The following is a 12,760-nucleotide window of genomic DNA, read 5'->3' on the forward strand; positions in this document are numbered from 1 at the left end:
CGACCTTCTTTGCCGTGAGCATCCTGCGCTGGGATATCAACCTGCGGGAATCCACGGTGCTGGGGCTGGTTGGCGCCGGGGGCATCGGTGTGATTTTACAAGGCGCCATCGACATGCTGGATTGGCGCACCGTAGCCACCATCCTGCTGGCCATCATCGTGCTGGTGATCGCCGGTGAGGCGCTGGCAGCCTGGCTGCGCAAGAAGGTGATCTGATCCCGCTTTGGGGTCTAGTCTTTAGCCAGTAGCCGTTCATAGAGCGCCACGTAGTCTTGAGCCATGCGCTCGCGGGTAAAACGCGTCATGAAACACTCCCTTACGACACGTCGATCCAGCGCATCGATGTTTTCCACTGCCCAGCACGCCTCTTCCATACTCTCGACGATATAGCCATTCACTCCATGCTCGACGATTTCCTCGACGGCCCCGTTGCGCCAGGCGATGACCGGCGTGCCACAGGCCATGGCCTCGATCATCACAAGCCCGAAAGGTTCCGGCCAATCGATTGGGAATAGTAGTGCTTCGGCATGGCCTAGCAGCCGCGCTTTTTGCTGGTCATCAACCGGACCTATATAGCGAATATCGTCATTCAATCGAGGCTTGACCTGATGGTCGAAATACCCTGGATTACCTACGTCGATGCCCCCAGCCAGCTGCAATGATCTGCCCGTTGCCAGGGCAATATCGATTGCTCTATCCGGGCGCTTTTGATCCGTCATACGACCAACGAACGTTAGATAACCCTTGCTTCTTTCAACGAAGGAAAAACGCCTAGGATCTAATCCATGATGCACGATTCCCGCTCGATTACTGGCAGGAATGCTCTCGGCCTGAGCTCGGGAGATTGCCGCCACCGGCAGATCGGGAAAGCTTGAGAAAAATAGCTGGCGATCCCGTTCATCGACGCGCCAGTGAATCGTGGTAAGGCTCCTTTTGCGATGTTGTCCTAATAGTGCCGCATGAAAAAATTCACCATGGCAATGCAGGATATCGAACTCCATTATCGTTCCACGTAATTTATCCAATAGCGCGGTTTCCAGAACGCCGGGAGTGCCAGGCGGTAACTCACCTTCATCCTGTTGCAACTGGGCAAGACTGGGTAGCGCAGTAATCAATCTAGCGGAGGTTCGGCTATCGCTGGAGGCAAATAAGGTAACCTCATGACCCAGAGCGACCAGCGCTTCCGTCAGGTCATGAACGATGCGCTCCGTGCCACCGTAATGTATGGGGGGAACAGGGAAAATAACGGGAGCGATTTGTGCTATACGTAATGCCATCTTGATCCATCCCATGGAATTGGCGTTCTGTTATCCAGTCGAGGAAGCCCAGAAATACGCCTGCTTGCAAAGATCTGCAGGGCTTCCCTAACACGGAAGTAAGCATATGGTCATATTACAGATTGCACTACAAGGATGTTTGCGTGGTTGCCAGGTCGAATACGGTCTGACCGCGGACACTGGCGGGCATATTCGCTATCTGCTTGAGCTGGTCGAGACCTCTGCCCAGGACCCGAGTATCGAGCGCATCGATATCGCCACTCGCGCCTTTGCCAGCAATTATTCGAAAGACTACGACACCCCATGCGAAGTCATCGATGCCAAGACCCGTATTCTGCGTTTTCGTACTGCCTTCTCGGGCTATCTCCCCAAAGAAGCGCTATGGACGGAGCTGGATTCCTTTACCGAGGCGCTGGATGCGTATATACGATCTCAGGACACGAAACCGGATATCATTCATGCCCACTATGCGGATGCTGCGGAAGTGGCCGCGGTCATCAAGCAGCGCCACGGCATTCCTTTCGTATTTACCGCTCACTCCTTGGGACAGGTAAAGCGGGGTACCTTCACGCAGTGCAATACCTCTCCCCCTCAGGAAGAACTGGATGCACTCGAACGGCGCATCGCTTTCGAGGAGCGAGCGCTGCAAAAAGCAGACCTGATCATTGCCAGCAGCCGCGACGAAGCGGAAGTACAATATGCGGATTATACCCATTACGATCCGGGCAAGATTCGCATCGTGCCCCCTGGCAGCAATCTTGATGCCTTTCAAAATGCGCCTACTTGTAATCGCATCGATCAGATCATTAACCGCTTTCTCATCGATCCTGACAAGCCTCCTCTTCTTGCCATTGCCCGCCCGGTCACCAAGAAGAATCTTGCTACGTTGATAAAAGCCTATGGCGAATCTCCCAAGCTTCAGGAGAAGGCCAATCTAGTGCTCATTGCCGGCACTCGGGACGATATCGATAGCCTGGAACCGGAGATCGCTGACAACCTCAGCGAGATTTTGTACCTAATCGACAAGTACGATCTGTATGGCAAGATCGCCTATCCTAAACGACACGAATCAGCAGATATTCCTGCCATTTATGCCTATGCTCGGGTGCGTCGTGGCGTTTTCGTCAATCCGGCTTTCAACGAACCTTTCGGCTTGACACTACTAGAAGCATCCGCTGCGGGTTTACCCTTGATTGCAACGGAAAGCGGTGGCCCCAATGACATCATCAAGCGATGTCAGAACGGTATCCTGGTCGATCCTCATTCCACTTCTAGCATTCGCGAGGCAGCACTTAAGCTGCTCTGCAGTGAAATAACCTGGCAACGCTATGCCAAAGGTGGATTGCTCGCCATAAGCGCCTTCAATTGGCATGGCCATGTGAGTCGATATCATGAACTACTCGGTAGGCTTTGTAGAAAACCAGAGCCGCAGCCCAGATTCGATAGTTTTCTGATTACCGACATCGACAATACGCTGCTAGGTTCTCCGGAATGTGCCAAGACGTTTTGCCGGTGGCGCAGGGGACAAGTGTCTCTTGGTTTTGGTGTGGCCACAGGACGAAGCCTGCACAGCGCCTTGGATATTTTGAGCATGGAAGGCACGCCCTACCCCGAGGTCATGATTACCTCGGTAGGCTCTGAAATCTATTTTTTAGCGGACAACGGTACGACCTATCAGCGCGATGACACCTGGTCGAAAATCATCGCCGAGGGGTGGCGTCGTCAGGCAATAATCGAAATTTTGGCCCAGGTTCCTGGACTGACACCGCAAAGCCCGCTCGAGCAGCGCCGCTTCAAGCTCAGCTATTTGACCGAGGGGCAAACATCTCTCAACGAGCGGATACGCACATTGCTTCAAGATCAGGGCCTGGCATGCACCGTGATACATAGTCATGGTCGCTATCTTGATATTCTTCCCGCACTGGCGTCCAAGGGCGCGGCAGTCGAGCATGTCAGGCAACACTATGGCTTGCCCAAGGAGAGGGTTTTCGTGGCGGGTGATTCCGGTAACGATGTAGAAATGCTGCGGGCCATGCCCTGTTCGATCATCGTGGCCAACTTCTCCGACAAGCTGGTAAGCCACCCTACCCTGACCCACGCCTATCTCGCCAAGTCCAGCTACGCCCGGGGCGTGATAGAGGGAGTGACCCATTTTCGCAAGCGCAAAGGCCCATGAGCGTGGTTAGCGTGTTGACTCTGGTTCGCGGCCGCTACGAGCATCTTGTCAATCTCATGCACGGTTTGGCGCGCCAGACCCGGCTGCCGGACGAACTTGTGATCGCCTATATGCAGCCCGAGCCTCATCCGGATCTGCCCATCATGCCTTTTCCAGTGCATCACTTGCACGTTCAAGGGGAGCCCATGCCTTTGGCACGGGCACGCAATCAGGCAGCGGCTTTTGCGCGTCACGCTAAGCTTATCTTTCTCGACGTGGACTGCATTCCCTCGCCGACGCTGGTCGAAAGCTATTGTCGCGCACTGAATGAAAAGGAAGGGCTCTATCTGGGCGAGGTGTTGTACCTGCCCGCGAAAAGCGTAAATGAAACGCTGGACTACACTCGACTCGATCAACTAGGGCAAGTACACCCTGCCCGGCCTCGGATTCCAGACGCCGGGACTCGGGCAGAACCCGATCCGGGTAGCCTATGGGGGCTCTCCTTTGCCTTGCACAAGGACAGCTATCGCAAGGCAGGTGGAATGGACGAAACTTACCAAGGCTACGGCGGCGAGGAGACGGATTTTGCCTGGCGCCTGGCCCGTACCGGTTTGCCCGTCTTCTGGGTTGCCAATGCTCGGGCCTACCATCAGCACCATCGACTTTTTGCACCGCCCTATCAGCATTTCGAGCATATTCTGCGTAATGCTGAATATTTTCATCATCAATGGGGGCGCTGGTGCATGGAGTACTGGCTTGGGCAGTTTCGTGATGCCGGATTGGTTGACTGGCACGAAGACGCTGACAGTATCCAGATACTGCGCTACCCGACCAGGCAAGACATCGCAAACGCCGAACTGCCCCCTTCTGCTCTGTATAGCTAAGCCGTCTAGCGTAGCTATCTAGCTGAAGCTCAGTCGTCGGCCTGAGCAGTGGAAAGCACCGTCTCGAGCGCCGTTTCGTCGGACCAGAGTCGATCAGTGGTCTCTTCGAGCCAGCTCGCGGCTATCTGGTCTGCATTCGGTGAATAGAGCCTTTGCAGGTTAGCGATATCCAGCTCCCTGGCACTGGCAAATACCGTTTGCCAGGTGTGAATGTCTCCGGGCCAAGTCTCGAGATGAATGGCTGCCTCGAGCCGAGCCAGGCACTGGGCCTTGCGCGTCTGCTCACCAAAGTAGCGCCACTCCGGCGCACAGATATAAGGACGACCGATCTTGGCAATTTCATGCACCGTATTATCGCCGGCGGAGGCCAGTACGATATCGCTTGCCGTCAGGTAGTCCGTGACATTCGACACCCAGCCGTGCTCTTCGAGGTTGGCAAAATCCGTTTCATGGCCTTCCTTGTGTACCGGGCCAATGACGATCATGCGCGATCGAGGCACTGCCCGAGCTGCTACGGTCAAAGGCGCATAGGGGGTTCCTGCACCGCCACCCCCGGTAAGCACGACGATAATTTCCTGATCCTCAGGCAACCCCAGTTTCTTGCGTGCAGCGCGTTTATCTTTCACCGCCTCGTCGCTGGTGCAGAGCCCACCGGTATAGCAGGTCTTGGCGCGTGCCCAGTCCGGGTAGTCTTCCTGCTCAAGCCGCTCATCGAAGGGGGCAAGCATTCCCACGCAGCATTCATAGGCCGCCCTGTGCCCCGGGTCGTTGCGATCCCCGTGCATGCGCACCTTGACCGCAGGGACACTGGCGATGCGGGCAAGCAATACCATTTCGGCAGAGACGTCGCTGACGAACAGCCCCGTCTCGCTGTCGTCGAGATGATCCAGAATCAGGCGCATGGTACGGCGCATCTCTGCCACGCCAAGAGGTACGCAATGCATGACGGAAGGTGTGATGGCTGCCTCATAAAGGGCCGGCGTGGCCACTTCGGCGCCGATCATATTGGGCAGTGTTACCAGTTCGATATTACGCTCGAAACCGTCGAACAACGTAGGATCGGCGGTCATGACCGTGACGGGTCTATCCGGCGAGAAACGGGCAATGATTGCCATGGCACGACGGGCATGGCCCCGACCCTGATGATGGATAAAAAAGCTGATGCGTTTTTTCAAAACCAATCGTCCCTGATAGTCGTCACTGTTTTTGCCAATCCGCTGGCTCAAACTGTAACAGGTAGTATCAAGGAAGTATTTTCAACTATCATTGACCACCGATCACGCCTCGCTGGCGCAGGTCCGCTAGGCTTTTATCGTCGATATTCAAAAGCTCCTGTAGCACCTCGTCGCTATGCTGGCCCAAGGTCGGCGGCGGCAGATCCGCATTGAGCGCCTGGCCATCGAACCGAATGGGGTTGCTGACCAGATCGACGTCCCCTGACCCGCAATGGGCCATGTTCAGCCGCATGCCGCGATGGCGCACCTGGGGATCATCGAAGACACGATCCAGCGTATTGATCGGCCCACAGGGCACGCCAACCGCCTCGAGACTTGCCAGCCACTCGTCCGTGCTTCTCTCTAATAGGCGTGACGCGATTTCCGGCACCAGAAGTTCACGATACTCGACCCGGGCCGCATTGGTGGCGAAGCGCTCGTCCTCTGCCAGCTGCGGTCGATCGAGTACCTGACACAACCGCCTAAACTGACTGTCGTTACCCACGGTGATGATCAGGTAGCCGTCCTGGGTAGGAAACGCCTGATAGGGCACGATGTTGGGATGCGTATTGCCCAGACGCCGGGGGGGCACTTCGCTGGTCAGATAGTTGAGGGCCTGATTGGCGAGCACGCCGACCTGCACATCCAGCAATGCCAGATCGAGATGGCCACCTTTACCCGTGCGCTCGCGCTGAAAGAGTGCCGCCAGGATGGCGTTCGAGGCATACATGCCGGTGAAGATATCCGTCAAGGCGACGCCAACCTTCATGGGCTCGCTACCCGGTGTCCCTTCGGGTTGTCCGGTCAGGCTCATCAACCCGCCCATGCCCTGAATCATGAAGTCGTAACCGGCGCGATGGGCGTAGGGGCCATCCTGGCCAAAACCGGTGATCGAGCAGTAGATCAGATCTGGCTTGACCGCCTTCAGACTCTCGTAATCCAGCCCATACGCCTTGAGGCCACCGACCTTGAAGTTCTCGAGCACCACATCGCAGTGGCTCACCAGCTCACGAATCAGCGCCTGTCCTTCCGGATCCGCAAGATTTACCGCCACGGAACGCTTGCCCCGATTGGCACTGAGAAAATAGGCGGACTCCTGGGTACCGGCAAGCCAGGGTGGCCCCCAGGCCCGGGTATCGTCGCCGCTGCCCGGACGCTCGATCTTGATCACTTCCGCCCCCAGATCCGCCAACTGCTGACCGCACCAGGGGCCGGCCAGCACTCGGGAAAGATCAAGAACGCGTACGCCTTCAAGCGGCTTGTTCATCACTGCATGCCCTTATGCCTAGAAAAGATTCGTCACAGGTTGCCGTGAGGGCTGTGGGACGTAGGAGCCCGATTTATCGGGCGAACGGCATCGGCTCGTCCTTGACGCCTGACGGCGCCTTTCGCGCAGAGGATCTGCGCTCCTACGCCACCCTTTCAGACAAATTTGCTGCATTACACTGATCTGCAATGAGGCTTAGAAAAATGCCTGGATACCGGTCTGCGCTCGTCCAAGTATCAACGCATGGATATCGTGAGTTCCCTCATAGGTGTTCACGGTTTCCAGGTTGACCATGTGACGGATCACCCCATACTCTTCGGAGATACCGTTGCCGCCATGCATATCTCGAGAAACTCGCGCGATATCCAGTGCCTTGCCGGCATTGTTGCGCTTGATCAGAGAGATCATTTCCGGAGTGCCCTGCTTGGCATCCAACAGTCGTCCGACTTGCAAGCAGGCCTGTAGGCCCAAGCTGATCTCGGTCTGCATGTTGGCAAGCTTCAATTGAACGAGCTGGGTCGCGGCCAGGGGACGGCCAAACTGCTTGCGATCCAGGGTGTATTGGCGTGCCGCATGCCAACAGAATTCCGCAGCCCCCATGGCGCCCCAGGCAATGCCGTAACGGGCCTTGTTGAGACAGCCAAAAGGCCCGCCCAGACCGGTGGCTTCCGGCAGCAGCTTGTCCTCGGAAACGAAAGCATCATCCAGCACGATCTCGCCGGTAATTGACGCACGCAGGGACACCTTGCCTTCGATCTTGGGGGTCGTAAAACCTTCTACATCCCGATCGACGATGAAGCCCTTGATCTTGTCCTCGTGAGCATCGGATTTGGCCCAGACAATGGCCAGATCGGCGATGGGGCTGTTGGTAATCCACATCTTCTGCCCGGTCAAACGATAGCCGCCGTCGACCTTACGCGCCCGGGCACGCATGCTGGCTGGATCGGAGCCGGAATCCGGCTCGGTCAGACCAAAGCAACCCACCAGCTCACCGGTGGCCAGCTTGGGCAGATAATGCTGCTTCTGCTCTTCGCTGCCGTAGGCTTCGATCGGATGCATGACCAAGGACGACTGCACGCTCATTGCCGAGCGGTAGCCGGAATCGACCCGCTCCACTTCTCGTGCAATCAGTCCGTAGGCGACATGACCGATGGCGGAGCCGCCATACTCCTCGGCGACCGTGGCGCCAAGCAGCCCCATTTCGCCCATTTCATTTAAAATTTCGCGATCAAAATGCTCGTCGCGGTAGGCCTTGAGCACTCTAGGTTGCAGCCGTTCCTGACAGTAGGCGTGGGCGGCGTCCTGAATCTGGCGTTCGTCATCGGTCAACTGCTGGGAGAGCAGCAGCGCATCATCCCATTGGAATCCACTCATTGTTTTCTCCTCATTCTCTTCTTGGCCCGTGCCCTTAGGGCAGGAACCGCTCAAGAGCGTTGAAAATATTCAACCCCAATTTACACCACTCCTTGGTCCACGCCCAGTCCCCACTACATGAATTTGGGTTAGGGTTTGCGGTTATCCGAAAACACCCAGCAATATGTCACAGCTTGCAACAACACGGTGCTGGGAAGTTATCTTCATAGCGTAGCAGTGCACGGGCGTCTTCACTAAACAGCGGTTCGCCCGCTCTAAGAACGTCAATGATATTTCACGTTTCTTGGCACTTGAGATTATTCTGTCGAAGCAATCGGCTCCTGCTACTCGCAATAACAGCATGAAGTGAAATGGAGAATTGAGCACCATGGACAACACCATCGTCATGATCCACGGCATGTGGGGCGGCGGCTGGTACTGGGACAATTACCAGCGCTTTTTCGACACCAGGGGCTACCGATGTTTGGCACCGGATTTGCGCTACCACGATATGCCGGCAAATCAAATGCCCTTGGCTAAACTCGGCGCCACAGGTCTGCTCGACTATGCGGCGGATCTTGAAATTGAGATCCGCGCATTGCCAGAAAAACCAATTCTTTTCGGACATTCCATGGGCGGGCTGCTCGCGCAGATTCTTGCCAGTCGCGGCTGTGCAAGAGCAGCAGTCTGCATCACGCCAGCGGCACCCGCCGGCATACTCTCGCTGCGCTATTCGGTGTTCAAGAGCTTCTTCGGCATCTTTACTCGTAGAGCCTTCTGGAAACGCGCTCACCAGCTGGACTACGAGCGCGCCGTCTACGCCATGATGCACAAGCTGCCCGAGGCCGAGCGCCGTGCAATCTACAACCGCTGCGGCTGGGAGTCCGGCAGAGTGATGGCCGAGATCGGCCTCTGGCCGCTGGGGGTTAAAGGCGCTCAGGTCGATGCCAGCCGCGTGACCTGTCCGATACTCATCGTCGCAGGCGCTGAAGATCGCATCACCCCGGCTAGCGTGGTACGCAAGGTTGCAAAGAAATACCGGCGAAGTACTTACCTGGAATTCGCCGGGCACGCGCACTGGATACTGAAGGAACCGGGGTGGGAAAAGCCAGCGGCGCAGATCGCCGCCTGGCTAGAGGCGCAGTAAATCGGCTAGCTTTCCCGTTATCAATACGTGAACTAGTCTCAAGCGCTTTCAAAAAATCCGACGGTTGTTACGGCCAATACCAATGAATTCAAGCGAGTTCACGGTCTACGGGTAGAAAACTGGCTGGCATGCTGAATTCTGAACGCTCATCTTCTTTTTCTACGTCTTCCTCTCGCCACTCACTTTCATCGAAGCACAGTTCGAGCTGTCGCACCTTGCGGCCCATATCATCGTAGAGTGTCTGTATCGCCAACGCTTTGAGCTCCTCTCGCCGGGGTAAGTGCGAAACGAGAATAGAGTAGGCGATCAGATACGTAATGATGGGCAGCACCCACATCAAGAGATCGGTGTGATCCAGGGATAGACGCAGACAGGTAAGCACGATCAGAATCGTCGGCCCAACGGCGGCGACTCCGTGGGGTAGTCCAAGAAAGCGATTTTCCTTGAATATTTCGCGCTCGTAATAGCGTAGAGAAGTAGCAGTCGGTTTCACGGTCAGGCGTTCACGGTCGGAAGTGTTGCTGGCAGAACCTTTGGCAAAGCCGAGCTCATCAAACCGTCTGTCATTGAGCGCGTGGTGCCAGTCCTATCTCCAGTCCTGTCTATTGCATCGACCGATTGTGGTAAAGCTTTATATGGAATGTTCATTAAAGACGGATATTACTTTTAATATGAAATTCGAGCTCATAATTGGCTTGCTCGAAGCATTAAAAGTGATATTTTCCTTTTTAAGATATGTCATGAATCACTAACCTCAAGCACCACTCGCCCACGCCGTGGATACTGGGTTTCCAGATAGCGGTGCGCTGCGACTACCTCTTCGAAAGTAAAGACGCGCTCGATCTGAGGCACCAACATCCCTTCTTTAGTCATTCGGTTGATGTCTTCAAGGGCACGATGCAGTGCGGCGCAGTCCTGAGGAATACCGAGTTCGGGATGCCCCGTGAAGTTGGTTAGACAGTGCACGAAGAATTGCAGATGCCGCTCGAAGGCGGCACAGGCGGGAAACGGCGTCTCGTTGCCCCCTTGCAGGCCGTGCAGCACCAGGCGCCCTCGGGTGGCCAACACATCGCCCAGCAGTTTCATCTGGGGGCCACCGAGCCCATCCATGACCACATCGACCCCTTGGCCATTGGTCAGTTTGGCGATGCGAGCGATCAGATCCTCTTCCTCGGTCACGATGACCTGCTCGGCCCCCAGGGACAGCAAGTAGTCGCGATCCTTTGCAAAGGCAGTTGCCACGATGCCTCGGGCGCCCAACGCTTTGACGAGCTGAATGCAGTAAGGACCGCACTCCTGATTGGCCGCGGTAATCAACACGTTCTCGCCAGCGCGAACCCGGGCCAGATCGACGAGACCGAAATAGGACTTGAGCAGCGGTGCGTAGTGAACGCTGGCCTCGATCGGTGTCAAACAGTCCGGGTAGGCGGTCAGCGCACATCGCGGCAGCAGAATTTCATCGCCGTAGGTACCATAGCGATCGAGCCCGTGGGCCGGTAGGGACGCGACACGATCACCGATTTGCAGATCGTCCACGCCTTCGCCAAGCGCAAGCACCCTGCCGGCCATTTCGTGACCAAGCCCTGCAGGCAAGCATGCTTTGGTAGGTGCAAGATTTTGACGGCGCAACACGTCGAACCAGTTGACGCCCACGGCCTCTGTTGCCAGCAACACTTCGCCGGATTTTGGCGCTCGAGGCGCCTGCGACTCATACTCGAGAACGCTGGGAGGGCCGAAGCGTTTGAACCGTATTACCCGTGGCATGATGAATCTCGACGGTGATAGATCATGGCAACAGACTCTAGCCATACTGCAAGATAAACGCCATTCACCCTTGTCGATAGTGATTATAGCTTTTCGTGATAGAGATATAGCGCATTAATTAGTTTTAAATATTATAAAAATATTCACGCAGCGACGCTGATGCTCACTAAAATCGTTGAACATCCTGTTCAGCGATTGGTTCGATTCGGGAGACATCGTCGATGAATCGCAGCGATTTGCGGCGTATCGATTTCAACCTTCTGGTTGTGTTCGAAACGTTGATGCAGGAACGAAGCGTGACCCGCACCGCGGAAAGACTCTTCCTCGGCCAGCCGGCCATCAGTGCGGCGCTTTCTCGGTTGCGCCAGCTGTTCGACGACTCCTTGTTCATCCGCACCGGGCGCACCATGGAGCCTACCGCTCGTGCGCTTGAAATATTTCACCTTCTGCAACCGGCGCTGGATTCCATTGCGGATGCCTTGAGCAGTGCCAACGAATTCGATCCTGCCACCAGCGCCAGCGTCTTTCGCATCGGCCTGTCCGATGACGTCGAGTTCGGACTGCTGCCACCGCTGCTACGCCGTCTGCGTGCAGAAGCACCCCATATCGTGCTTGTCGTACGCCGTGCCAACTATTTGCTGATGCCCGCGTTATTGAGTTCCGGAGAAATCACCGTAGGGGTCAGCTATACCCATGAGTTGCCCGCCAACGCCAAACGCAAGGTATTGCGGATCAGCAAACCCCGCCTGCTACGAGCCGACCGCATTCCCGGCAGCCTGACGCTGGACGACTATTGCGCCCGCCCCCACGCCCTGGTGTCCTTTACCGGTGACCTGAGTGGTTTTGTCGATACGAAACTGGCGGAGTTCGGGCGTACGCGCCATGTCGTGCTGGCCATCCCCCAGTTCAATGGATTGAGCACCCTGCTTGCGGGAACGGACATCATCGCCACGGTGCCGGATTATGTCGCGACTGCACTGACCGCTCACGGCGGGTTACGCGAAGACGATCTGCCTTTCGAATGTCGGCCTTTCGAGCTGTCCATGGTATGGAGCGGGACTCAAGACAATGATCCCGCCGAACGCTGGCTGCGTTCGCGCATTCAAATGCTCGCCAACGATCCCGAAAATCTGATAGTTCCACTTCGCCAATAAGACGAAACCATTGTTGGCAACATGCATGTATTATCAATCGATGTGATAATTACTTTTGACTCGTTCGATTCGTCCAGCATGCCAACAGCAACCCATACTTTGCCTGTCAACGCGACAATCCTTTCTTATCCAATCGAGGCAAAGAACATGAAAACCAGACTTCTCCTATCCGCTCTTCTTGTTGTTTCATTTCCCATGATGGCGGCAGCCAGCGACGTGACTGCTCGAATCAACAAAGAGATTCAAGAGCCGTTATCCCCCAAGGTAACGCAGAATAGCGTCTCGATTAAAAACGTCGAGAACACCCTGGGGAAGAGCGCGGCATTGACGCAACTGACTGTTTATATTTCAGAAACCACTGAAAAATCGACCATGCATCCTATGATGGCCGAAAACAAACCGGCAGCGTCCAAGCCTCTCGATTGGTAATGCTTCTACAGGAAAATTGACGCTGAAGCTGGGTCATCACGCCTATGTCCACGCCTATGACATGAACGGCATTATCTGACAAATCATCAAGATCAATGCCGTTCTTCTATTTTTGCT

The 12,760-nt window shown here is 55.7% G+C and carries 12 protein-coding genes; 6 read left to right on the forward strand and 6 right to left on the reverse strand.

Going from position 1 to position 12,760, the window contains the following annotated elements:
* A partial coding sequence (locus tag CH74_RS06665; RefSeq protein WP_048306693.1) for a hypothetical protein occupies positions 1-215 on the forward strand: 215 nt, incomplete at its 5' end.
* A 14-nt stretch (positions 216-229) separates the two neighbouring features.
* Here the strand turns inward: CH74_RS06665 and CH74_RS06670 are convergent.
* Entirely contained in the window at positions 230-1,276 is a 1,047-nt protein-coding gene (locus CH74_RS06670) for a glycosyltransferase family 4 protein (RefSeq protein WP_048306694.1), read from the reverse strand.
* Between the two features lie 106 nt (positions 1,277-1,382).
* Here CH74_RS06670 and CH74_RS06675 point away from each other — a divergent pair, with 106 nt between their 5' ends.
* Both CH74_RS06675 and CH74_RS06680 read left to right on the forward strand, forming a co-directional pair.
* Entirely contained in the window at positions 1,383-3,452 is a 2,070-nt protein-coding gene (locus tag CH74_RS06675) for an HAD-IIB family hydrolase (RefSeq protein WP_048306695.1), read from the forward strand.
* Complete coding sequence (locus CH74_RS06680) at positions 3,449-4,315, forward strand: glycosyltransferase family 2 protein (RefSeq protein WP_172656308.1); 867 nt, start codon at positions 3,449-3,451, stop codon at positions 4,313-4,315. Before CH74_RS06675 ends, CH74_RS06680 begins: the two co-directional genes overlap by 4 nt.
* A 29-nt stretch (positions 4,316-4,344) precedes the next feature.
* Here the strand turns inward: CH74_RS06680 and CH74_RS06685 are convergent, their stop codons facing one another.
* From CH74_RS06685 to CH74_RS06695, 3 genes are all read right to left on the reverse strand, one after another.
* The gene (locus CH74_RS06685) at positions 4,345-5,490 is read right to left on the reverse strand and encodes a glycosyltransferase (RefSeq protein WP_048306696.1); all 1,146 of its coding nucleotides are present in this window, start codon (positions 5,488-5,490) and stop codon (positions 4,345-4,347) included.
* An 88-nt stretch (positions 5,491-5,578) separates the two neighbouring features.
* Complete coding sequence (locus CH74_RS06690; protein ID WP_048306697.1) at positions 5,579-6,796, reverse strand: CaiB/BaiF CoA-transferase family protein; 1,218 nt, start codon at positions 6,794-6,796, stop codon at positions 5,579-5,581.
* A gap of 195 nt (positions 6,797-6,991) precedes the next feature.
* Positions 6,992-8,170, reverse strand: coding sequence for an acyl-CoA dehydrogenase (locus CH74_RS06695; protein WP_048306698.1), 1,179 nt, complete (start codon positions 8,168-8,170; stop codon positions 6,992-6,994).
* Between the two features lie 367 nt (positions 8,171-8,537).
* Here CH74_RS06695 and CH74_RS06700 point away from each other — a divergent pair, with 367 nt between their 5' ends.
* Positions 8,538-9,296, forward strand: a complete 759-nt coding sequence (locus tag CH74_RS06700) for an alpha/beta hydrolase (RefSeq protein ID WP_048306699.1) — start codon at positions 8,538-8,540, stop codon at positions 9,294-9,296.
* An 88-nt stretch (positions 9,297-9,384) separates the two neighbouring features.
* Here the strand turns inward: CH74_RS06700 and CH74_RS06705 are convergent, their stop codons facing one another.
* Complete coding sequence (locus CH74_RS06705; protein WP_048306700.1) at positions 9,385-9,789, reverse strand: hypothetical protein; 405 nt, start codon at positions 9,787-9,789, stop codon at positions 9,385-9,387.
* A 245-nt stretch (positions 9,790-10,034) separates the two neighbouring features.
* Entirely contained in the window at positions 10,035-11,060 is a 1,026-nt protein-coding gene (locus CH74_RS06710) for a zinc-dependent alcohol dehydrogenase family protein (protein WP_048306701.1), read from the reverse strand.
* A 221-nt stretch (positions 11,061-11,281) separates the two neighbouring features.
* Between CH74_RS06710 and CH74_RS06715 the strand changes: the two genes are divergently transcribed.
* Both CH74_RS06715 and CH74_RS06720 read left to right on the forward strand, forming a co-directional pair.
* Positions 11,282-12,214 (forward strand): LysR family transcriptional regulator, encoded by a 933-nt coding sequence (locus CH74_RS06715; protein ID WP_048306702.1) that lies wholly within the window; start codon positions 11,282-11,284, stop codon positions 12,212-12,214.
* A 147-nt stretch (positions 12,215-12,361) separates the two neighbouring features.
* Positions 12,362-12,643, forward strand: coding sequence for a hypothetical protein (locus tag CH74_RS06720; protein ID WP_048306703.1), 282 nt, complete (start codon positions 12,362-12,364; stop codon positions 12,641-12,643).
* The last annotated feature ends 117 nt before the right edge of the window (positions 12,644-12,760 follow it).

Origin of the sequence: Halomonas sp. PR-M31, from assembly GCF_001039575.1 — a bacterium.
GTDB lineage: Bacteria > Pseudomonadota > Gammaproteobacteria > Pseudomonadales > Halomonadaceae > Modicisalibacter.

Bases quoted from the DNA above. Each gene is read 5' to 3' on its own strand.
- CH74_RS06720 (WP_048306703.1), top strand. From the start codon at position 12,362: ATGAAAACCAGACTTCTCCTATCCGCTCTTCTTGTTGTTTCATTTCCC.
- CH74_RS06690 (WP_048306697.1), bottom strand. From the start codon at position 6,796: ATGAACAAGCCGCTTGAAGGCGTACGCGTTCTTGATCTTTCCCGAGTG.
- CH74_RS06680 (WP_172656308.1), top strand. From the start codon at position 3,449: ATGAGCGTGGTTAGCGTGTTGACTCTGGTTCGCGGCCGCTACGAGCAT.
- CH74_RS06695 (WP_048306698.1), bottom strand. From the start codon at position 8,170: ATGAGTGGATTCCAATGGGATGATGCGCTGCTGCTCTCCCAGCAGTTG.
- CH74_RS06710 (WP_048306701.1), bottom strand. From the start codon at position 11,060: ATGCCACGGGTAATACGGTTCAAACGCTTCGGCCCTCCCAGCGTTCTC.
- CH74_RS06675 (WP_048306695.1), top strand. From the start codon at position 1,383: ATGGTCATATTACAGATTGCACTACAAGGATGTTTGCGTGGTTGCCAG.
- CH74_RS06715 (WP_048306702.1), top strand. From the start codon at position 11,282: ATGAATCGCAGCGATTTGCGGCGTATCGATTTCAACCTTCTGGTTGTG.
- CH74_RS06700 (WP_048306699.1), top strand. From the start codon at position 8,538: ATGGACAACACCATCGTCATGATCCACGGCATGTGGGGCGGCGGCTGG.
- CH74_RS06670 (WP_048306694.1), bottom strand. From the start codon at position 1,276: ATGGCATTACGTATAGCACAAATCGCTCCCGTTATTTTCCCTGTTCCC.